The sequence below is a fragment of the Streptococcus panodentis genome (assembly GCF_017884005.1).
GTDB lineage: Bacteria > Bacillota > Bacilli > Lactobacillales > Streptococcaceae > Streptococcus > Streptococcus panodentis.
Genome location: NZ_QFAY01000031.1, coordinates 1 through 22,575, shown reverse-complemented (window position 1 = coordinate 22,575; position 22,575 = coordinate 1). Strand labels below are relative to the sequence as shown.

Below are 22,575 nucleotides of genomic sequence, written 5' to 3'. Positions count from 1 at the left end.
AGAAACCATTCTATGAAGATGAAGGAGTTTTGTTTTTATGAAACAAAGTAAAATGCTAATCCCGACCTTGCGCGAGATGCCCAGCGATGCTCAGGTTATCAGTCACGCCCTTATGCTGCGGGCGGGCTATGTCCGTCAGGTTTCGGCCGGTGTTTACTCTTACCTGCCCTTGGCCAATCGCGTGCTGGAAAAAGCCAAAGGGATTATGAGGCAGGAATTTGAGAAAATCGGTGCAGTTGAAATGCTGGCGCCTGCCCTGCTCAGTGCTGATCTCTGGCGGGAGTCCGGCCGTTATGAGACCTACGGAGAGGATCTCTACAAGCTGAAAAACCGGGAGAAATCGGACTTTATTTTGGGGCCGACCCACGAAGAAACGTTTACAGCGATTGTGCGGGATTCGGTCAAGTCCTATAAGCAGCTGCCGCTCAATCTGTATCAAATCCAGTCCAAATACCGCGATGAAAAGCGTCCCCGCAACGGCCTGCTCCGTACGCGGGAGTTCATCATGAAGGACGGCTACAGCTTTCATGCCAGCTACGACAGTCTGGATGTGGCCTATGACGAGTATAAGTCTGCTTATGAGAAGATCTTTACCCGCAGCGAGCTTGATTTCAAGGCTATCATCGGTGACGGCGGTGCCATGGGCGGCAAGGACAGCCAGGAGTTTATGGCCATCACGCCAGACCGGACGGATATCAGCCGCTGGGTGGTTCTGGACAAATCAGTGGCCAGCTTTGAGGAGATTCCTCAGGATGTTCAAGAAGCTATCCGGGCTGAACTGACCAGCTGGATGGTCTCCGGCGAGGATACGATTGCCTACTCCAGCGAGTCCAGCTATGCAGCCAATCTGGAAATGGCTGCTAATGAATACAAGCCGAGCGGCCGCGTGGTGACAGAAGAAGAAGTGGTGCGCGTGGAAACGCCTGACTGCAAGACAATTGATGATGTGGCGGCTTTTCTCGGTGTGGATGAAAGTCAGACTATCAAAACGCTGGTCTATCTGGCTGACGAGGAACCGGTTATTGCCCTTCTGGTGGGCAATGACCAGCTCAATGAGGTCAAGCTGAAAAATCACTTGGCTGCTGCTTTCTTTGAAGCAGCCAGCGAAGACCAGGTCCGCCAGCTTTTCGGTGCCGGCTTCGGCTCACTGGGGCCGGTCAGCCTGCCGGAGGGCACTCGGATTATTGCCGACCGTAAGGTGCAGGACAGCGCCAATGCTGTGGTTGGAGCCAATGAGGATGGCTATCACCTGACCGGTGTCAATCCGGGCCGCGATTTTACTGCGGAGTTTGTGGACATCCGCGAAGTCCGTGAGGGGGAAGTTTCACCGGACGGACAGGGCGTCCTCCAATTTGCCCGCGGGATTGAAATTGGCCATATTTTCAAGCTGGGGACCCGCTATTCTGACAGTATGAATGCCAATGTCTTGGATGAAAACGGCCGGGCTGTGCCTCTGATTATGGGCTGCTACGGTATCGGTGTCAGCCGCCTGCTCTCTGCTGTCATGGAGCAGCATGCCCGCCTCTTTGTCAATAAGACACCTAAAGGTGATTTTCGCTATGCCTGGGGCATTAATTTCCCTAAAGAGCTGGCTCCCTTTGATGTCCATCTGATTCCGGTCAATGTCAAGGATGAGGAAAGTCTGGCTCTGACCGGCCGGATTGAGGAGAGTCTGCTGAAATCCGGCTATGAAGTGCTGGTCGATGACCGCAATGAGCGCGCCGGTGTCAAGTTCAGCGACAGCGACCTGATTGGCCTGCCGATTCGGGTGACTGTCGGCAAAAAAGCCGCCGAAGGCATCGTCGAGGTCAAGATTAAAGCCACCGGTGACACCATTGAAGTTCATGCGGACAATCTGCTGGAAACCCTGTCTATTTTGACTAAATAAAAATTACTGCAAAACTGTCAGCTGGTCTGGCAGTTTTTCTTTGCCAAATAGTGCTGAAAATGCTATAGTAGGAAAAAATGAATGAGAGGATACAAAATGGGATTATTTAGCGGATTGCTGGGCAATGCCTCGCAGAAAGATATCGACAAGGTGGAAAGGCAGCTGGAGGACATTCTGACCTCATCCGAAAATGTAGAGCTGGCTTTCAGCCTGATTCGGGATTTGATTGTCTTTACAGATTCCCGTTTGATCCTGGTGGACAAGCAGGGAATGACCGGCAAAAAGACGGCCTATAAATCCTATCCCTATCGCTCCATTTCCCGTTTCTCAGTCGAAACGGCGGGGCATTTCGACCTAGACGCCGAGCTGAAAATCTGGGTCTCCAGCGCAGAAGAACCCGCAGAAACCCTGCAGTTCCGCAGCGACAAGAGCGTCATCGCCATCCAGAAGGCCCTGGCAGAGGCGGTGCTGAAATAAAAGAAGAGGCAGACGATGCATTCGTTCTGCTCTTTTTCTATCGAAAAAAGCCGCAATTTATGATAAAATAGGGTCACTACTGTACGAGGAAATGTGATGTCAAACAAGTTTGAAATTTTAATGAGTCAGCTCGGTATGCCGCTGGAAATGAGGAATTCAGAGGCCTTTTTGCATGGGGAAATTGAGAAGGTCCTGGTGCATAAGCTCAGCAAGGTCTGGGAGTTTCATTTTTCATTTTCGGAGATTCTTCCCGCTGAGCTTTTTCGGGAGCTGAAAAGCCGTTTGGCTGAGGAGTTTTCTAAGACCGGCAATCAGGCTGTTTTTGAGATTCATGTGGAAGACCCGCAGGTGACGGACGAGCTGCTGCAGGCCTACTACCAACTGGCCTTTGAGGACGGCCCCTGTGCCAGCCATGGCTTTAGGAGCCTGTATCAGGATTTGAAAGTTCATTTGGATGGAGATAGGCTGCTCATTGAAGGGGCTTCGACCATTGATACGGAGCATTTCCGCAAGAATCACCTGCCCAATCTCAGCCGCCAGCTGACCAAGTTTGGCTTTCCCAAACTGACCTGTCAGGTCCAGCACAATGACGAGCTGACCCAGCAGCAGGCTCAGAATTTTCAGGCTCATAAGGATAGGGTCGAGCAGGAAGCCAATGATGAAGCCCTGAGGGCCATGGAGTCGCTGGCGCAGATGGCGCCGCCCCCCAGCGAAGAAAAGCCTTCCTACAGTGATTTTCAGGCTCGCAAGGCTGCAGCCAAGCCCAAGCTGGATAAGGCTGAGATTACGCCTATGATCGAGGTGCAGACCGAGGAAAACCGTCTGGTCTTTGAGGGCATGGTCTTTGATCTGGAGCAGAAGGTCACTCGGACCGGCCGGGTCTTGCTCAACTTCAAGATGACCGACTACACTTCCAGCTTTGCTCTGCAGAAATGGCTGAAAAACGAAGAAGAAGCCAAGAAGTTTGACATGATTAAGAAAGGTGTCTGGCTGCGCGTGCGGGGCAATGTGGAGATGAACAACTTCACCCGCGACCTGACCATGAATGTCCAGGATGTGCAGGCCGTTACCCACTATGAGCGTAAGGACCTGATGCCGGAGGGTCAGAAGCGGGTCGAATTTCACGCCCATACCAATATGTCCACCATGGATGCCCTGCCCGAAGTGGAGGAGATCGTAGCGACAGCGGCTAAGTGGGGCCACAAGGCTGTCGCCATTACCGACCACGGCAATGTGCAGAGCTTCCCCCACGGCTACAAGGCAGCCAAGAAGGCTGGTATCCAGCTGATTTACGGCATGGAGGCCAATATCGTGGAAGACAAGGTACCCATTGTCTATCATGAGGAGGACCAGGACCTCAAAGAGGCGACTTATGTCGTCTTTGACGTGGAAACGACCGGCCTTTCAGCGGTTTATAATGACCTGATTCAGGTGGCCGCTTCTAAGATGCACAAGGGCAATGTAATTGCCGAGTTTGACGAATTTATCAACCCCGGCCATCCCCTGTCAGCCTTTACGACGGATTTGACCGGCATTACCGACGAGCATGTCCGCAATGCCAAGCCGCTGGAGCAGGTCCTGCAGGAGTTTCAGGATTTCTGCCAGGACAGTATCCTTGTGGCCCACAATGCTACCTTTGACGTCGGTTTTATGAATGTCAATTATGAGCGCCACGGCCTGCCCCGCATCAGCCAGCCAGTCATCGATACGCTGGAATTTGCCCGCAATCTCTATCCAGAGTACAAGCGTCACGGTCTGGGGCCTCTGACCAAGCGCTTCCAGATTGCCCTGGAGCACCACCACATGGCCAATTACGATGCCGAAGCAACCGGCCGCCTGCTCTTTATCTTTATCAAGGATGTGGCTGAAAAGCATGGTGTGACCAATCTCAAGGATCTGAATACGGATCTGGTCGATGAGAATTCTTACAAGAAAGCTCGGGTCAAACATGCGACCATTTATGTGAAAAATCAGACGGGGCTCAAGAATATTTTCAAGTTAGTCAGTCTGTCCAATACCAAGTATTTCGAAGGTGTCCCGCGGATACCGCGGACCGTACTGGATGCCCATCGTGAGGGCTTGATACTGGGCTCCGCCTGCTCAGAGGGCGAAGTCTTTGATGCTGTGGTCTCTCAGGGAGTGGATGCGGCGGTCGAAACAGCCAAGTATTATGACTTTATCGAGGTCATGCCGCCGGCCATTTATGCTCCGCTCATTGCCAAGGAGCAGATCAAGGATCAGGAAGAGCTGCAGACCATTATTCGAAACTTGATTGAGGTCGGAGACCGCTTGGGCAAGCCGGTCCTTGCGACGGGCAATGTCCACTATCTGGAGCCCGAAGACGAGATTTACCGCGAGATTATCGTCCGCAGTCTGGGGCAGGGAGCTATCATCAACCGGACCATTGGCCACGGGGAAAATGCTCAGCCCGCGCCGCTGCCCAAGGCTCATTTTCGGACCACCAATGAAATGCTGGACGAGTTTGCCTTTCTGGGAGAGGACTTGGCCAAGAAACTGGTCATCACCAATCCCAATCAGCTGGCCGAGACCTTTGAGCCGGTCGAGGTGGTCAAGGGCGATCTCTACACGCCTTTCATTGACAAGGCAGAGGAGACGGTTGCTGAGCTGACTTATGAGAAGGCCTTTGAGATTTACGGCAATCCACTGCCCGATATTGTGGACCTGCGGATTGAAAAAGAGCTGACCTCTATCTTGGGGAATGGCTTTGCCGTGATTTATCTGGCTTCGCAGATGCTGGTGCAACGCTCCAATGAGCGGGGCTATCTGGTTGGCTCGCGGGGGTCTGTCGGCTCCAGCTTTGTCGCGACCATGATCGGGATTACCGAGGTCAATCCTCTGTCGCCTCACTATGTCTGCGGCAAGTGCCAATACAGCGAATTTATCACCGACGGCTCCTATGGTTCCGGTTTTGATATGCCGGATAAGGACTGTCCAGAGTGCGGCCACAAGCTCAGCAAGAACGGTCAGGATATTCCCTTTGAGACTTTCCTTGGGTTTGACGGGGACAAGGTACCCGATATTGACCTCAACTTCTCTGGAGAGGATCAGCCCAGCGCCCACTTGGACGTGCGGGACATCTTTGGAGCTGACTATGCCTTTCGGGCCGGTACCGTTGGTACGGTGGCAGCCAAGACAGCCTTCGGCTTTGTCAAGGGCTATGAGCGCGACTACGGCAAGTTCTACCGGGACGCCGAGGTGGAGCGCCTGGCTCTGGGAGCAGCTGGAGTCAAGCGGACGACCGGTCAGCACCCGGGCGGTATCGTTGTTATCCCTAACTACATGGATGTTTATGATTTTACGCCGGTCCAGTATCCGGCTGATGATGTGACAGCCGAGTGGCAGACCACTCACTTTAATTTCCATGATATTGATGAAAATGTCCTCAAGCTGGATGTCCTGGGACACGATGATCCCACCATGATTCGCAAGCTCCAGGACTTGTCCGGCATCGATCCCAATGACATTCCCATGGATGATGCGGGCGTCATGGCTCTCTTTTCAGGGACGGAAGTGCTGGGTGTGACCCAGGAGCAGATTGGCACGCCGACGGGGATGCTGGGTATTCCGGAGTTTGGGACCAACTTTGTCCGCGGCATGGTCGATGAGACCCATCCGACGACCTTTGCGGAATTGCTGCAGCTGTCTGGTCTGTCCCACGGGACCGATGTCTGGCTGGGCAATGCTCAGGACCTGATCAAGCAGGGCATAGCCGATCTGTCCACTGTTATCGGCTGTCGGGACGACATCATGGTTTACCTCATGCACAAGGGCTTAGAGCCTAAGATGGCCTTTACCATCATGGAGCGGGTGCGGAAGGGCCTCTGGCTCAAGATTTCTGATGATGAGCGCAATGGCTATATTGCTTCTATGAAGGAAAATAATGTGCCCGAATGGTACATCGAGTCCTGCGGCAAGATCAAGTACATGTTCCCCAAGGCCCATGCGGCGGCCTACGTGATGATGGCCCTGCGGGTAGCTTATTTCAAGGTGCATCACCCCATTTATTACTACTGTGCCTACTTCTCGATTCGGGCCAAGGCCTTTGACATCAAAACCATGAGCGGCGGTCTCGATGCGGTCAAACGCAGGCTGGCAGAAATTGCTGAAAAGCGCAAGAACAACGAAGCTTCCAATGTAGAAATTGACCTTTATACGACCTTGGAAATCGTCAATGAAATGCTGGAGCGGGGCTTCAAGTTCGGCAAGCTGGACCTCTATAAGAGCCATGCGACTGAGTTTCTCATCGAGGGGGACACCCTAATCCCGCCTTTCTCTGCCATGGACGGTCTGGGGGACAACGTTGCCCGCCAAGTGGTCAAAGCCCGGGAGGAAGGCGAATTCCTCTCTAAGACCGAACTCCGCAAACGCGGCGGCCTCTCTAGCACCCTAGTCGAAAAAATGGACGATATGGGTATACTAGGAAATATGCCTGAGGATAACCAGTTGAGTTTGTTTGATGAGTTTTTCTAATACTGTTGTATTGTTTCGTTTGTTATATTCTAAAATTGATAAAATAGCTAAAAATACAATAAAATTGAAAATTCTGTTGTATTTATTAGCAGTAAATTGACTTGAATTTTAAAAAATGATAAAATATTTGAAATTCAAGTTGATTGTGTGGTGATATTATGTATAAACGATTAGAAATAGTGAGTTATCAAGATTTTGATAATTATGATAAAGAATACGAGAATAGATATAATAGTCCGGCTGCATTGAAAACGGAATTATCACTCCATCCATTTTCAAAACGCCAGCAGAAAAGACTATCAGATAGATATCAGTTATTTTATTTGTCCATACCCAGTCATATATCGATGATTGAAAGAATATATAAAATGAGTGCTGAGTTGTCCTCATTTTCTTTGTCTAGTGTATTGGCGCCAAAATTATTTTATTCGCAAATTATAGATGAGATAAAGAGCACTAACGATATGGAAGGTGTAAAGTCAACACGTAAAGAAATCAACGATGCCTATATATCGCCTTCAAAAACAAAACGCTTTTCTGGGATTGTGGAAATGTATAAAAGCATTTTAGAAAATAAATTTGAAAAAATTGATTTACCAGCTAAGTTTAGAATGATATATGATCAGCTATTTCTTGATGAGATGCCTGAAGATAAGAAACCAGACGGAAAATTATTTAGAAAAGAAACAATATTTGTGGGAGATGGCAATTCTTATGTTCATCAGGGCGATCCGAATGAAGAAAAGATTGATGAAAATTTAACGAAACTCATATTATTTATGAATAATCCAGAAGTTCCTTTAATTATTAAAGCTATCATAACGCACTACTTTTTTGAATATGTTCATCCTTTTTATGATGGTAATGGACGAATGGGACGGTTTTTACTTTCTTCGTATTTGGCAAGAAAGCTAGACTTTTTAACAGGGTTATCTATTTCGGAATCTGTTTTGCAGAATAAGAAAACTTACGAAGAGGCTTTTTCTATAACTTCAAATCCCAAAAATAAAGGTGATTTAACTCCTTTTGTAGATGCGTTGTTGAGGATTATTATTCAAGCTCAAGAGACTATGTTATCAAAATTATCTAAATTAACCACTGAGGTTGAACAGCTGAGAGAAATAATCAATAAATTGTCTCTATCTGAGCAAGAGAACGAAGTGTTATTTGTTTTAGGACAAGATAAATTATTTGATGTTTTACATATGGGAATTAGTAACAAACAACTAGTAGAAGTTTTTGAGGGAAAATATAAGCGTACAAAGATTGATACAATTATGAAGAAGCTAGAAAAGAAAAAATTCGTTGTAAAAATCAAATCCTCTCCAGTTGTTTACGAGATGGATGAAAAGTTACTTGAAGATTTTGTATGATTATAAGATTATTATTTTTATTGAAGTATTTGAACTAAACAGAAAGGACTCTCCCATGAAACTGACCATTTCTGCTCAGGACAAGCCAGCCCAGAAGGTTTTCGACTACTAGCTGGAGCTGGATTCGGATACGATTTTGAAAATGACAGCTCTGATCTGCGGCACGGTGGTCGCAGCGAATGTTCTGTCTCTGTTTAAGAAAAAATAATTAGAAAAGGAAGAAACGAATGGTTTTACCAAATTTTAAAGAGAATTTAGAGAAGTATGCTAAGCTCCTAGTAGCTAACGGCATCAATGTACAGCCGGGTCATACGGTGGCTCTTAATATCGATGTGGAGCAGCGTGAGCTGGCTCACTTGATTGTCAGGGAAGCCTATGCTCTGGGTGCGCATGAGGTGATTGTCCAGTGGGCGGATGATGTGACTAACCGCGAGAAATTCCTCCATGCACCGATGGACCGCTTGGACAATGTTCCGGACTATAAGGTGGCTGAGATGAACTATCTCCTTGAGAAGAAAGCCAGCCGTCTGGGCGTACGTTCGTCTGATCCGGGAGCGCTCAATGGTGTGGATGCTGAAAAATTGTCGGCTTCTGCCAAGGCTCTGGGACTGGCCATGAAGCCGATGCGTATCGCAACCCAGTCCAATAAAGTCAGCTGGACAGTGGCAGCGGCAGCTGGTACAGAGTGGGCTAAGAAGGTCTTTCCGGATGCTAAGAGCGAGGAAGAAGCAGTCGACCTGCTTTGGGACCAGATTTTCAAGACCTGCCGGGTCTATGAGAACGACCCCGTTGCTGCCTGGAAAGCGCATGAAGAGCGCCTCAGCTCCAAGGCCAAGATTCTCAATGACGAGCAGTTTACCGCCCTTCACTACACTGCGCCGGGCACTGATCTGACACTGGGCATGCCCAAGAACCATCACTGGGAGTCTGCCGGCAGTCTCAATGCGCAGGGCGAGTATTTCATTGCCAACATGCCGACCGAAGAGGTCTTCTCAGCGCCGGACTTCCGCCGGGCTGACGGCTATGTGACCAGCACCAAGCCTCTCAGCTACAACGGCAACATCATCGAGGGCATCAAGGTGACCTTTAAAGACGGCCAGATTGTGGACATTACTGCTGAAAAGGGCGACCAGGTCATGAAGGATTTGGTCTTTGAAAATGCGGGTGCGCGTGCTTTAGGTGAAGTGGCCTTGGTGCCCGATCCAAGCCCGATTTCCCAGTCTGGCATTACCTTCTTTAATACCCTTTTCGATGAGAATGCTTCTAACCATCTGGCTATCGGTGCGGCCTATGCGACCAGTGTAGTCGGTGGGGAGAATTTCTCCGAAGAAGAGCTGGAAGCAGCCGGTCTCAACCGCTCAGATGTCCATGTGGACTTCATGATTGGCTCTGCTCAGATGAATGTGGATGGTATCCGCGAGGACGGCAGCCGTGTAGCCATCTTTAAAAATGGAGATTGGGCGATTTAGATAGAAGCGCAGCTCTCTTGAACAAAGTGAACAGATAGGATTTTGAAAGCCAATCAGGGCTGAGATTTTTTCAGTCTCCTGAGACAAAGACAACAGAAAGAAGGATAGAATATGATTGGTAGTATGTTTGTTGGATTTATCATCGGACTCATTGCCGGGGCTATTACCAGCCGCGGTGAGCGGATGGGCTGTATCGGTAAAATCCTTTTGGGCTGGGTCGGCTCCTTCGTCGGCCAGCTGCTTTTCGGAAATTGGGGCCCCATGCTGGCGGACACAGCCATTGTTCCGTCTGTGCTGGGCGCGGTCATCCTTTTAGCGATTTTTTGGCGGAGAGGGAGCTAGGATTGTTGATGATATAGAAAAAGACTTGGATCAGCTTGAATCCAAGTCTTTCTGTGTTCTGTCAGTGCTTTTCAAAGAGTAGGATCCTACTCAATCACCAGCATGCCTTCTTTCACTGCGAAAGGGTCTTTTTCATCGATGCGGTCGTAGAACATGACGCCGTTGGTGTGGTCGATCTCATGCTGAACGACGATAGAGTTGTAACCCTTGAGTTTGATACGGTGCTTTTGGCCGTCCTTGTCAAAGTAGTCCACGGTCACCCGTGCATGGCGGATGACATAGCCCGGTACCTCGCGGTCGACCGACAGGCAGCCTTCACCGTCGGCCAGAGCAGCATCCTGCACCGAATGGGCGACGATTTTGGGATTGTACATAACGGCCTGCAGGCTGTAGGCTTCCTTGGGCGGATTGCCCTCTTCATCGGGAGCATTTGGCACAAGGACAGCGATGATGCGCTTGGAAATATCCAGCTGGGGTGCAGCCAGCCCGACACCGCCGCGCAGCCCCATTTTTTCAGCTGTGACCGGATCCTGCGAATGCTTAAGAAACTGCAGCATCTTCTCGCCCAGAATGACTTCCTGCTCTGACAGGGGGAAGGTGACTTCCTCTGCCAGAGCCCGCAGGGTCGGATGGCCCTCCCGGATAATATCGCTCATATCAATCAGATGAGCTGCTTTGCTTATTCTATCAATGGCAGTATTTTTTTCAATAACAGACATGATTCTCTCCTTTTTCTCTACAGAACATGATAACACAAAATAAGTCAGAAATAAAGGCAGGGCATGAGAATTTAGCGAAGGCCGTTGCGTCTTTGACTAAAAAAATGTATGATAGAAGTACTGCGATCATTAAAGGAAAAGAATATGAAAAAGTTTATGGAAAAGCTGAGCATTCTCTCGCTGTCTTTGATTCTGACGACGGCTTTCTCGATTTCCAGTGCCCAGTCGGCCATGTTTGCCTTTTATAAAGGGATTCCCGAGAGCTGGATCGAGCTTCTGGTTTCTTTGCCTTCAGCTGGTATCATGGTCATGCTGCTGCTGAATGGTGTCATTGAAAAATACCTGACTGAGCGCCAGATGATTGTGACAGGGCTCCTGATTTTTTCGCTCTGCGGCTTTGTCCCTCTCTTTGATCAGTCTTACTGGCTGATTTTTGCCTCCCGCCTAATCTTTGGTATGGGGCTGGGCCTGCTTAATGCCAAGGCGATTTCCATCATCAGCGAGCGCTACCAGGGCAGGGAGCGCGTGCAGCTGCTGGGCCTGCGGGGCTCAGCAGAGGTAGTCGGAACAGCGCTCTTGACCCTTGGGGTCAGTCTGCTCCTGCCTTTCGGCTGGCAGGCAGTCTTTTTGGTCTATGCCTTTGGTCTGGTAGTTCTGGCCCTTTATCTGCTCTTTGTTCCGGCTGAACAGACAGCGAGCAAGGGGAAGAGCCGTCAAAAGAAACCGCTGCAATTGACGAAAGAAGACTGGCGGCTGAGTCTGGGCTTTGCCTTTGTGGCGGGGGTCATTGTCCTGACCAATATCGCCATCAATGTGCGCGTGCCGGGGATTGTTGAACGCTCTGGCATGGGGACGGCCCAGACGGCAGGTCTGATTCTTTCGCTGATGCAGCTGACGGGGATTGCGGCTGGGATTAGCTTTGCCGCTTTTCTCCGGTATTTCAAGGAAAGACTGCTGACGGTTTCCGGCTTTGCCTTTGGCCTTATGCAGCTCTTCATCGGTCTTGCGCCCAATCTGTGGGTTCTCACGCTCAGCGCTATTGCGGCCGGCTTTGTCTACAGCATTGCCCTGACTGCCATCTTTTACACCTTGTCGGAGCGCATCTCAAGCAGTCTCCTCAACCAAGCGACTTCTATCGTCATTCTGGGCTGCAGTGCCGGAGCTACAGCGACGACCTTTGTTCTCAGTTCTATCGGCCGTTTTTCCAGTCATCAGGCTGTCATTTTCAGCATTCTGGGTTCGGCCATGATTCTGACGGCTCTCTTTGCCCTTCGTATAGGCAAAGACAAGACTTCAGCTCTGTAGGAGGTTTCCATGCGCCTAGATAAGTTTTTAGCAGAAAATGGCCTCGGCTCACGGGCCCAGGTCAAGCAAGTCCTCAAGAAGGGGCTGGTTTTGGTCAATGGCAGAGCAGAAAAATCACCCAAGGCTCAGATTGATGAGAGGACAGATGAGATTGTCGTTTCCGGCCAAAAGCTAAACTATGAACACTTCGTCTACTATCTGCTCAACAAGCCGCAGGGCGTTATTTCAGCGACGGAGGATGAGCGGCATCAGACCGTACTGGATCTGCTGGACGAGACTGCCCGGCGGAAGGCCGTTTTTCCAGTCGGCCGCTTAGACATTGATACGCATGGGCTCTTGCTCCTGACTAATAACGGCAAGCTGGCTCATGCCATGCTGTCGCCCAAAAGGCATGTTGCTAAGGTCTATCACGCTCAGATAGCCGGGATGATGGATGAGCAAGATGCAGAGCGCTTTGCTGCCGGCATTAAGCTCAAAGACTTTAGCTGCCAGCCCTCCCGCCTGGAAATTTTAGAAGTCAGTCAGAAAGCCAATAGCAGCCGGGTCCGGATTACAATTTCCGAAGGCAAATTTCACCAAGTCAAGCGCATGGTCCAAGCCTGCGGCAAAGAAGTCACGGACCTTCAGCGCGTGAGTATGGGGCCTCTGAAGCTGGATCCAGAGCTGGCTTTGGGTGCCTATCGCCGCCTGACTTCAGAAGAATTAGAAAGCTTAAGGATTTTCAAAGTCCAGCTGTGAATCCCGCTGCCTGTTTAGAGGTGCGGGATTTTGATTGATTTGTCTGACCGTCCTTGCGTCCGGGCTCAGAATACTCTATAATAAAACTATCAACAACTGAGAGGACGCTATGGACAAGAAAAGAGAACTGCTCTTCAATTATGAATGGGGAATCACGGTGCTGGCCCTTTTATCCATCAGTCTGGTGATTCTTGATTTCATTGGACTGCTGGACATCTATGCTGTTCCTTATGTCTGGATTGATGAGGGCATTACCTTGATTTTTGCTGTGGATTATACAGTGGGAATCTATAAAGCCAAGAGGAAATGGGTTTATTTCAAAAAGCATTTTTTTGATTTGCTGGCGATTATTCCTTTTAATCTGCTGTTTGCTTTCTTCCGGCTGGGCAGAATCGTCCGTTTGGTGAAGCTGACCAAGATTTTCCGCCTGATTGGTCTCAGCAGCAAGCTGAGAAAAGTCGTTAAAAAGTTCACAGGAAAAAATGGGATCATGCGTTTTCTGTCCATCAATGCCGGCATCATCATTATCAGCAGTGCGATTGTGGCCTATGTTGAGCACCATGCTTTTATCGATGCGGTTTGGTGGTCGGTTGCGACGGTGACCACTGTCGGCTATGGCGATATTGTGCCCAAGACCCTCATAGGAAAGGCAGTCGCTGTAGTGCTGATGTTCAGCGGCATTGGAACTCTGGGCCTTCTGACCACCTCCCTGACCAACTTTTTTATCAGCCGGGAAAACAATACAGGAAATAAACTGGCGAAGATTGAAACGGAATTGGCCCAGCAGAGAGTCATACTGGAAGAAATCAGGAGCCTGCTCAAGCGGCAGTCAGATGACGATCAGACGTGAGCAGAATGATTTGACAAAGCCAGTCCTTCTTGATAGAATAAGAATGTCGCGAAGACAAATAACTTCTTCTTGGTTGCAGGAATTGCCAAGCCTGTCACTCGGATGAAGCGTAAAGAAAAGGAGAAAATCATGGCAATCTCAAAAGAGAAAAAAAATGAAATCATTGCACAATATGCACGTCACGAAGGTGATACTGGTTCTGTTGAAGTTCAGGTAGCAGTCCTGACTTGGGAAATCAACCACCTCAACGAGCACATCAAGGTGCACAAAAAAGACCACGCAACTTACCGTGGCTTGATGAAGAAAATCGGCCGCCGTCGTAACCTTTTGGCTTACCTGCGTAAGAACGATGTCAACCGCTACCGTGAGTTGATCAACTCTCTGGGACTTCGTCGTTAATTCAAGATACAAAGGCCGTTAAAAGCACCAGACAAAAATAGGAAAATTGATGAAGAAACTTCAGTTTCTAGGAGATTTTATCTTTTTTGCCAAGTGCTTAGGCCGTGTTCAATTGAATATACAAAGTTGAAGCTGCTCTATTATAGAGTAGCTTTTCTTTTTCACTGGGATTTTAGCCCGAGCTCAGATTGGCTCTCTGGTTTCAGAGAGTTTCTTTTATTTTCTCGACGCTTTTAGGCCGTGTTCAGTTGAGCGTGCTTTTGTTGGCACAAAGATTGAAAAACAACCCTCTAGTCAGACTAGAGAGTTGTTTTTACTCTTTCAGAAATTCTTGGATTGCAGGGGCTGCGGCAAGGGAAAAGCGTTCATCGATTCGATGTTCGCCGCCTTCTACAGTGACCAGCTCTGCATTTGGAATGGTCTGACTGGCGTCGACGGCATACTGGTAGGGAACAACAGAGTCGTCAGTGCCATGGATAATGAGGGTTGGAGCAGTAATTTTTGCCTGCTCTGCTTGAATATCAATATCCAGGGCATCAATCAGATAAATCTTGCCCAGAGTGGCATTGTGGTGCGTCATGCTGTCAGGCAGCTGGTCCAGGGCTGGGCTTCCCAGACTGCGATAGGTCTCCTTGACATCGTCAAATAGGACAAAGGCTGGAAAGATCAGCAGGAGCTTGTGCACACGGTCGGGGTGGGCAGCTGCATAGAGACTGGCCACCACGCCGCCTTGGCTAGCGCCAAACAAGCTTATTTTCCCCTTGTCTACAAAAGGCTCGGCTCCGAGCTTTTCCATAACCTGTGTCAAGTCTGTGAGCTCAGTTTTGACGGACATATTGAGCATGTCCTGTCCGCCGCTTTTGGAGAGATGGCTGCCTCCGTAAAAGTCAAAACGATAGACCAGATAGCCCTGCTTGGCCAGCAGCTGGCTGTACAGTTCATATTGCTCAAGGGTGTTGTTGAATCCATGAGCGATGACGATGGTTGGTAAATTTTTATTTTTATAGTCGCGGGGAGCGGTTATCACGCCGTAGAGCTGCCTATCATCGGTTGAGATGCTGTACTCTTCGGACACGATGTCTTCTGTCGGTGTCAGCTCATTGTCGGCTTTTTTCTTGTCCGCTGTCTGCGCGCTTTCTTGCTTGGCAGCGGTTTGATTTGGTTTTGCCTGGGCCTGCCAGAAGAGAACAGCCGCTCCAGCCAAGGCTAATAGGATGAGAAAAGTCCAAAAGTATTTCATAACTCTCTCCTTTCAGTATTTGTAGTATTATAGCGGAAATGGCCCTTTTTGACAAGAAAAGAGACTGCAGGCAGCTCACCCTCTTTTATATCTTGACGGCCGTCTCCCTGTGGGTCTCTGATTTTCTTGATTTTTTTGAAAAATCTTGCTAGACTGTAGCTACTAAGATAAAAACACGGTTCTGGTTGGTAGTCCAGACATAGGTTTGTCTCTTTTTCGCGAGGCTGTGAATCCTATCAGTAACCTTCCTCCTTGGGTTGTCCGTTCTTGGGGATTTTTTAAGGAGGTGCTGTCATGGAGAAGGTTTCAATGACGCTGACAGTTTATTTTGACGGGGGCTTTTGGTATGGCCTGTTTGAGCGGGAGCAAGCGCAAGCTTATGCGGTCTGCCGTGTTCCTTTTGGTGCGGAGCCCAGCAATCAGGAAGTGCTGGATTTCCTGCATCAGCATTACCATCAGCTGCGCTTCAGTCCTAGTATCAAGGCAAAGTCTAAGGTCAGGCCGATTAATCCCAAACGCCTGCAGCGGCAGGCTAAGAAGGAGCAGGCGGCCCGGCCTTCCACGAAGTCTCAGGAGGCGCTCAAGCTGCAATGTGAAGAGCAAAAGCAAGCCGCTAAGTCTCGGCGCAGGCAGCAGAAAGAACGGGTCAAGCAGAGAAAATTCGAACGCAAACAGCAAAAACGCTTGGAAAAACACAAGGGACATTGAATCCGTTTTTCCACTGCTTGAAGGCGGTAGGACAGAACTAAATTTTTAAACATTTAGTTCGTCGTCCCAGCCTTTTTTCTTTAGGATGATTGGAGGCAGGTGCTTTATTTTTACTTGATGGCGTAAATTGTCAAATAACTGTCAGGCATTGTTATGGCTTTGTCAGAAATTCTTCTGTATAATAAATACATCAATCAAATGAAACAAAAGAGGAAATCAACATGTCAAACAAAAAAGTTATCTTGATCACAGGCGCTTCATCAGGAATCGGCTACCAAACAGCGGAACAATTGGCCAAGGAAGGTCACAGCGTCTATGGAGCAGCCCGTCGGGTGGATGCTATGGACCCACTCAAGGCCTTTGGCGTGACACCTGTCCGTCTCGATATTACGGATGAAGCTTCTATCAAGGAAGCTTTAGAAACCATCATTGCAAAAGAAGGGCGCATCGATGTCTTGGTCAATAACGCTGGCTACGGGTCATACGGCGCTGTCGAAGATGTGACCATCGAAGAAGCCAAGATGCAGTTTGAGGTCAACATCTTTGGCTTGGCCAGCTTGACCAAGATGGTCCTCCCTTACATGCGAAAACAAGCGTCAGGCCGCATCATCAACATCGGCTCTATGGGCGGTCGTTTGACCTCTTACTTTGGCGCTTGGTACCATGCGACCAAATACGCCCTTGAAGCCTTCTCAGATGGTCTGCGGATGGAAGTGTCAGACTTTGGCATTGAGGTGGTCTTGGTAGAGCCAGGCGGCATCAAGACTGACTGGGGCTTTATCGCAGCGGACAAATTGGCCGAGTCAGCCAAGGGTGGTGCCTATGAAGCAGCCGCAACCAAGGCAGCGGAAGGCATGCGCAGCCAGTACTCTGGCAACATGATGTCAGATCCTAAGGTCATCTCAAATGCCATCTCAAAAGCGGTCAACAGCCGCCGTCCTAAGACCCGTTACCTGGTCGGCATGGGCGCAAAACCCTTGGTCTTCTTGCACGCCATCCTACCAGACCGTTGGTTTGATGCCATCATGAAACGGGCTAGCTAATAGAGACGAAAGCATTCTTCTAGACTAGAGCATCCCTGCTCAGGTCTTTTTTATTTGGAGAAGTCTGGAAATTGTCTGTCTATATTGGCGTAAACTGACAAGTTGATGGCGTCTAGTGTCATTCACTTGCGGTATTAAAAGGACTATAATAGCTCCATAAGGTTGAGTAAGACCTAAAATAAATCAGAATATGAGGTATTCACTATGACACAAACAGCACAAGAAGCATTTGACCAACTAGATCCCCAAGCTTGGACCAAGGTTTCCATCGAGGAGCGCCTGCAAATCCTGGCTGAGATTCAAGCTAATATGCGTCAATACGGCGCAGAACTGGGTCAAGCAGAGATGGAAATGAAGAACCGTTTGACGGGTGCAGACCTTTACTCTCAAACAGATGGCATGTTGCAGACCTTGGTAGCCGTAGGAAATGTCATCAATGCCAGCATCTTTATCTATCAAACCTTGGCAGAGACAGGAAAGATGCCAGAAGCCAAATCTATTCGTGATTTGGGCGATGGAACCTTTGAGGTGGAAGTCTTTCCAACAGCACCAGTGGATCAAATGACGGCTGCGACTCAGCATGGCTACCTACGCCTTGTCGGCCAGCCCAAACAAGTCAGCCCGCTTGATAAAGAAGCTGGTATCATTGCTGTTTCAGGTGCGGGAAATTACAGCTCTTCTATTGAGACCATTAAGGCCATCTTCTTTGACAATAAGACGGTCATTCACAAGGCCCACCGCCTAAACGAAGCAACAGACAAGGTCTGGGAAAAGATTTTTGCACCTCTAGTAGAACGAAAAGTTCTCTCATTTGCCGGGGTGGACTATAGCCGTGACTTGATCCAGTTAGAAGGGCTGGAGGCCATCTACTTCACAGGGTCAACAGCTGTTGCCAAAAATATCATGGCCTCAACAGATACTCCCTTGGTGTCAGAATGTGGTGGGAATAACCCTGCCATCATCGTTCCTGGCGATCGTCCTTGGACTGCAGAAGAAATCAAAAATCAGGCAGAACTCATTGTATCGATTTCTAAAGGAAATGGTGGGGCAGCCTGTGGACGTCCGCAGACCTTCATCACGTCCAAACAGTGGGCACAACGGGAAGAATTTTTAGATGCCATCCGTCAAGCGGCGCAATCAACCTTTGCCGTTGGGACTTACTATCCGAAGAGTGCCGATGTACGGGAAGCTTTCCTAGCAGCTCACCCACAAGCAGAAATCATCAAACCAGAAGGTGGCCAATATCCTAACACAGACTTCCTCTTTATCCCTGATATGGACAAGTCTGCCTACGGTGTCACGCATGAAGCCTTCTGCCAAATCATGGGAGAAGTAGCGCTTGATGTACCAGCGACTGCCGAAGCCTTTTTACCAGCAGCCACAGCCTTTGCCAATGATGCATTGCTGGGGACTCTAGGATGTATGATTCTGATCGATGATGAAACCCGTGCCAACCATGAAGACGCCTTTCAAACAGCCCTTAGCGAACTCAACTACGGTGGGATTACGGTCAACACAACCCCTCCAATGGTTTGGTTTAATGCCTACCTGACTTGGGGAGGCTGCAAAGAGACCAAAGAAAACTTTGTTTCAGGGATTGGAAACTTCGGAAACGCTCTCAACTTTGAACAGGTTGAAAAATCCATCTTGATCGAACAATTTGCGGCTACTGGTTTCTTATACAATGACCGCCAAGCCACAGATGCCATGAACCAACAGGTCATCAACTTCACACTGGGAAATATGGAATAAGAGCCTGTCTCTAATGAACACAGCAGATTTTCTGTTGTGTTTTTTCTGTGAAAGGCAGAAGAAGATTGGCGTAAACTGTCAAGTCTATGGTGTCTAGTGTCATTCACCTGAGGTGATAAAAGGACTATAATAACTCCATTCATTTGCAAGGGTTGATTATAGCCGTGACTTGATCCAGTTAGAAGGTCTGGATGCGATCTACTTTACGTTGCCAAAAATATCATGGCAATGACAGATACCCCATTGATTTCAGAATGTGGAGGAAATAACTCTGCTATCAGAGGAATTTTGCGCTATTTCAGATGCTCTTGGATGGCCAGAGCAACCTGTCTCATCTCTTCTGGAGATTGGGTAAAATCTTGGCCTATCCAATTTAAAAACATGGAAAACATTCCGCCTAAGGCAAAGTGCAGGGCATAATCATTTCCAGCCAAGTCCCCTCTGCCGAGTGATAATTTGCTAATATGCCTCCCCCAAGACCGCTGCAAGTCTGCCAGCAGGTCTTTTTTTCTAAGCGTCGATAATAAAGGCTGATATTGTTCCCAAAAATGAAAAAATTGAAAAACTGCCTCATCAAAAGCCTGCCCTACTCGTTGCTCTATTTCATCAAACAACTCTAAGGTCAAGCGCTCTACCAGTCGATAAAGGAGATCATCCATATCCATAAAATGACGGTACAACGTCCTTCGGGCATAACCCGACTTCTCAGCTACCATCCCCATCGTAATTTTATCTAAGGATTGATCTTCCAATAGTTGCAAAAAGGCACTTAAAATATCAGCCTGGGTTTGTTGGATCTGTCTTTTTCTAACTGTCACACTTTTCCCCTCCCTGTGTCATAAGATTAAAAAGCTATTGATTCTCAGCAATATCTATACTACAATAATCTCTGTTAACTGTCACAAATTTTACTTTGAAGGTTATTCCGACAAAAGATCGACGATGTTTTTGTCTAAGATAACTTGTCTCTCTCTCAACCTTTTTTAAATCCTATCAGGAAAAGGAGTTTTTTATGATCTATTTTATCAATAAATGGTACCAACTTGGGACCGTCCTCTTTATTCTTATCTCAGTAAGTCTGCTCCTATTTAGGCCGGACTTATCCGTTAGTCAGTATCTCATGACTTTTCAGCTTTTAGCTCTTTTTGCCCACCAATTTGAGGAATATCAGTTTCCAGGTGGAGCATCTCCCATCATCAATATAGCCATCTATGACGAAAAAGAGCTGGCGGATCGTTTCCCTGGTAATACGCTTTCCATCATGTTGGTCAATACCATTGCCTGGCTACTTTATGCCAGCAGTATTCTCTTTTCAGAAGCTTACTGGATGGGGATTGGTATTTCTCTTTTCAGTCTATCTCAGCTACTGGGTCATGGGTTTCAGATGAACCACAGGCTCAATACTTGGTACAACCCTGGTCTCCTGACCACAGTTTTCCTTTTTATTCCGACAGCTACGGTCTATCTCGTCTACGTTTGTCAACAAGGCTTAGTAACGGGTTGGGACTGGATTTTAGGTCTGATTATGTTTGTCAGCTCTATCTTGATGAGTATTATTCTACCAGTTCAATTGTTGAAAGATAAGAAGACTCGCTACGTCATCAGCAAACAACAAATGGACAAATTCCATCAGATTACTAAACTAGCAAAAAGAAACTAAAAACTGCAGGGGGCCACAAAATCCCCCTGTTTTCACCTCCTCTTGTCGTAAATTGTCAATGACCTGTCAGACATTATCATTTACTTGTCAGGGATTCTCCTGTATACTAGATTTATCACATAAAACAAAAGAGGAATACAAACATGTCAACAAATAAAGTTATCTTAATCACCGGCGCATCATCAGGAATGGGCAAACTCTCAGCCCAAGACCTCATCAAAGCAGGTCACACGGTCTATGCCGTTGCCCGTAGCGTGGACAAGATGGTAGATTTGGAAGCCCTCGGTGGCCACATCATGAAGATGGACGTGACCAATGAAGAGGATATCGAAAAAGTTGTCGCAAAAATCATTGAAGAAGAAGGGCGGATCGATGTCCTTTGGAACAATGCTGGTTATGGCCTTTACGGTCCTGTCGAAGACCTGTCCATGGAAAAAGTCCAACAACAGATGGAAGTCAACGTCTACGGAGTGGCTCGTCTGACCAAGAAAGTCCTACCATACATGCGGGCCCAAAAAGAGGGACTCATCATCAACACCTCATCAATGGGTGGGAAAATCTATACCCCGCTTGGAGCTTGGTACCATGCCTCTAAGCATGCCATCGAGGGCTTTAGCGACTGCCTCCGTATGGAAGTCAAGGAGTTTGGGATCAAGGTGGTCGTCTTGGAACCAGGCATGATCAACACTGGCTTTAACGCTGGTGTCAGCCAAAACTTCTCTTATGAGTCCAAAAATGGTGCCTATAGCCGCTTGGTCAATGGCTACATCAAGGCTATGGAAAACAACCCAGCCCCAGGGTCAGGCCCAGAAGTCATCTCGCGCACCGTTTTAAAAATCATCAATGCCCGTAACCCTAAAACCCGTTACCTAGTCGGTCGCGGCGGTAAACTCTTGGTCGGCATCCGCCGCATCTTTGGCGATAAATTCTTCGACCGGATGATGCTCATGTCCATGCGTTAAAAAAGGAGAAGCCCATGCGTCTCAATCTCAGCCAACAATACCTAGAAAATCTCAAGGCCCTTGGATTGGACTTTCAGTCTATCCTCGACCTTGCCCAGTTGCCGGATACCAGCTGGAAAGAGGAGATGACCTTGTCAACTCTGGATTATTACCATCTCCTCACAGCCTTTGACAAGGTGGCCAGCGACGAGCAGATCCTGGCCATGAGCCGAATCAAGGACATCCAGATGTTCATGCCCCCATTCTTTGCGGCCCTGTCCTCAAAAAATGGGCTTGCGGCCATTGAGCATTTCGCAAAATACAAGAAAATCACAGGTCCTATCGTAGTGACCATGGAAGTCTTCGACGACTTGGTGCGGATCAGCTACCGCTATGACTATGCCGGGCTGGACCTGCCCCGCTTTGCGGTCCTCAATGAACAGTTGCTCCTGCTGGATCTGATCCGGACAGGCACAGGAGAAGCCATTACTCCTGTCCATGTGGGAACGCCCTTTAGCTATGAAGCAGTTAGTAGAGACACCTTTGCCTGTCATGTGGAGCAGATGGAAGGCAATGAAATCGTCTTTCGCAAAGCAGACCTTGAGAAGCCCTTTCTCACGGCCAATAATGTCATGCTGGACTACCTGGAACCCCAGCTCAAGGAGCGCTTGGCAGAGGCCATGACCAGTGAGAGCTTCACCGGCGTCGTCCAGCAGAAGCTTTATCAGATGATTCCCAGCGGCACTTTTGGGATCGAGGACATTGCGGCTTCTCTGGGCATCAGCAGCCGGACCCTCCAGCGAAACCTAACCGCAGAAGGCACCAAGTTTAACCAAGAACTGCACAATGTGCAAAAACTTCTGGCCTTTAGCTATTTCAAACAACCAGAAATCACCACCGACGAGGTCGCCTACCTGCTGGGCTATTCTGAAGTATCTTCCTTCTCTCGCGCCTTCAAGAAATGGACGGGGCAGACTATTACGGAGTATCGGGAAAACATTGATGAATGACAACTTGAAAACCCGTTTATTTAAAATAAAGATGAGAACGAGGCTGAGATAAAAGTTCTTCAGTCTCGCTTTGTTTTGGTAAAAAACTTTTGGCGCGGTAGCTGATTGCTCAAAAGCTCCAGTGGAGCTTTTGAGGTTATAAATAGAGCTTCCGAGAGGAAGCAACAAAA

19 protein-coding genes are annotated in these 22,575 nt (G+C 48.4%); 16 read left to right on the top strand and 3 right to left on the bottom strand.

The window, feature by feature from the left end; translation table 11 throughout:
- Positions 1-37 precede the first annotated feature (37 nt).
- The 6 genes from DHL47_RS11720 (at position 38) to DHL47_RS11695 (ending at position 10,040) form a co-directional block, all read left to right on the top strand.
- Complete coding sequence (locus DHL47_RS11720) at positions 38-1,888, top strand: proline--tRNA ligase (protein WP_209552015.1); 1,851 nt, start codon at positions 38-40, stop codon at positions 1,886-1,888.
- A gap of 96 nt (positions 1,889-1,984) precedes the next feature.
- Positions 1,985-2,365 carry a PH domain-containing protein gene (locus tag DHL47_RS11715; protein WP_128836645.1) on the top strand — a complete coding sequence of 127 codons (381 nt, stop codon included), beginning with the start codon at positions 1,985-1,987 and terminating at the stop codon, positions 2,363-2,365.
- Between the two features lie 96 nt (positions 2,366-2,461).
- A complete protein-coding gene (locus DHL47_RS11710; protein WP_209552014.1) occupies positions 2,462-6,856 on the top strand; it encodes a PolC-type DNA polymerase III in 4,395 nt (1,464 codons plus the stop codon).
- Positions 6,857-7,014: 158 nt separating this feature from the next.
- Complete coding sequence (locus tag DHL47_RS11705; RefSeq protein WP_209552013.1) at positions 7,015-8,229, top strand: Fic family protein; 1,215 nt, start codon at positions 7,015-7,017, stop codon at positions 8,227-8,229.
- Between the two features lie 227 nt (positions 8,230-8,456).
- Complete coding sequence (locus DHL47_RS11700; protein WP_209552012.1) at positions 8,457-9,698, top strand: aminopeptidase; 1,242 nt, start codon at positions 8,457-8,459, stop codon at positions 9,696-9,698.
- 111 nt (positions 9,699-9,809) lie between these two features.
- Positions 9,810-10,040 carry a GlsB/YeaQ/YmgE family stress response membrane protein gene (locus tag DHL47_RS11695; protein WP_128836630.1) on the top strand — a complete coding sequence of 77 codons (231 nt, stop codon included), beginning with the start codon at positions 9,810-9,812 and terminating at the stop codon, positions 10,038-10,040.
- A gap of 86 nt (positions 10,041-10,126) precedes the next feature.
- On the opposite strand, the gene def is transcribed toward DHL47_RS11695, so the two are convergent.
- Positions 10,127-10,759, bottom strand: coding sequence for a peptide deformylase (def, locus tag DHL47_RS11690; RefSeq protein WP_128836628.1), 633 nt, complete (start codon positions 10,757-10,759; stop codon positions 10,127-10,129).
- 144 nt (positions 10,760-10,903) lie between these two features.
- Between def and DHL47_RS11685 the strand changes: the two genes are divergently transcribed.
- From DHL47_RS11685 to rpsO, 4 genes are all read left to right on the top strand, one after another.
- Positions 10,904-12,064, top strand: a complete 1,161-nt coding sequence (locus DHL47_RS11685) for an MFS transporter (RefSeq protein WP_209552011.1) — start codon at positions 10,904-10,906, stop codon at positions 12,062-12,064.
- A 9-nt stretch (positions 12,065-12,073) separates the two neighbouring features.
- Positions 12,074-12,802, top strand: coding sequence for a pseudouridine synthase (locus tag DHL47_RS11680; protein WP_209552010.1), 729 nt, complete (start codon positions 12,074-12,076; stop codon positions 12,800-12,802).
- A gap of 109 nt (positions 12,803-12,911) precedes the next feature.
- Positions 12,912-13,652, top strand: coding sequence for a potassium channel family protein (locus tag DHL47_RS11675; protein ID WP_209552009.1), 741 nt, complete (start codon positions 12,912-12,914; stop codon positions 13,650-13,652).
- 129 nt (positions 13,653-13,781) lie between these two features.
- The gene (gene rpsO, locus DHL47_RS11670; protein WP_003026255.1) at positions 13,782-14,051 is read left to right on the top strand and encodes a 30S ribosomal protein S15; all 270 of its coding nucleotides are present in this window, start codon (positions 13,782-13,784) and stop codon (positions 14,049-14,051) included.
- A 313-nt stretch (positions 14,052-14,364) separates the two neighbouring features.
- Here rpsO and DHL47_RS11665 read toward each other — a convergent pair whose 3' ends face one another.
- Positions 14,365-15,291, bottom strand: a complete 927-nt coding sequence (locus DHL47_RS11665) for an alpha/beta hydrolase family protein (RefSeq protein WP_209552008.1) — start codon at positions 15,289-15,291, stop codon at positions 14,365-14,367.
- Positions 15,292-15,585: 294 nt separating this feature from the next.
- On the opposite strand from DHL47_RS11665, the gene DHL47_RS11660 reads away from it, so the two are divergent.
- From DHL47_RS11660 to DHL47_RS11650, 3 genes are all read left to right on the top strand, one after another.
- Positions 15,586-15,999 carry a YjdF family protein gene (locus tag DHL47_RS11660; RefSeq protein ID WP_128836620.1) on the top strand — a complete coding sequence of 138 codons (414 nt, stop codon included), beginning with the start codon at positions 15,586-15,588 and terminating at the stop codon, positions 15,997-15,999.
- A 221-nt stretch (positions 16,000-16,220) separates the two neighbouring features.
- Positions 16,221-17,042, top strand: coding sequence for an oxidoreductase (locus tag DHL47_RS11655; protein WP_209552007.1), 822 nt, complete (start codon positions 16,221-16,223; stop codon positions 17,040-17,042).
- Positions 17,043-17,246: 204 nt separating this feature from the next.
- Positions 17,247-18,794: an aldehyde dehydrogenase family protein gene (locus DHL47_RS11650; protein WP_209552006.1), complete on the top strand. Its 1,548-nt coding sequence runs from the start codon at positions 17,247-17,249 to the stop codon at positions 18,792-18,794.
- A 293-nt stretch (positions 18,795-19,087) separates the two neighbouring features.
- On the opposite strand, the gene DHL47_RS11645 is transcribed toward DHL47_RS11650, so the two are convergent.
- On the bottom strand, positions 19,088-19,612 hold the full coding sequence (locus DHL47_RS11645; RefSeq protein WP_209552005.1) for a TetR/AcrR family transcriptional regulator: 525 nt from the start codon (positions 19,610-19,612) through the stop codon (positions 19,088-19,090).
- Between the two features lie 194 nt (positions 19,613-19,806).
- On the opposite strand from DHL47_RS11645, the gene DHL47_RS11640 reads away from it, so the two are divergent.
- The 3 genes from DHL47_RS11640 to DHL47_RS11630 all read left to right on the top strand — a co-directional run bounded on the left by DHL47_RS11640 (position 19,807) and on the right by DHL47_RS11630 (position 22,405).
- Positions 19,807-20,454, top strand: coding sequence for an HXXEE domain-containing protein (locus tag DHL47_RS11640; RefSeq protein WP_209552004.1), 648 nt, complete (start codon positions 19,807-19,809; stop codon positions 20,452-20,454).
- A gap of 143 nt (positions 20,455-20,597) precedes the next feature.
- Positions 20,598-21,416: an oxidoreductase gene (locus tag DHL47_RS11635; RefSeq protein ID WP_209552003.1), complete on the top strand. Its 819-nt coding sequence runs from the start codon at positions 20,598-20,600 to the stop codon at positions 21,414-21,416.
- Between the two features lie 14 nt (positions 21,417-21,430).
- A complete protein-coding gene (locus DHL47_RS11630) occupies positions 21,431-22,405 on the top strand; it encodes a helix-turn-helix domain-containing protein (RefSeq protein ID WP_209552002.1) in 975 nt (324 codons plus the stop codon).
- Positions 22,406-22,575 lie beyond the last annotated feature (170 nt).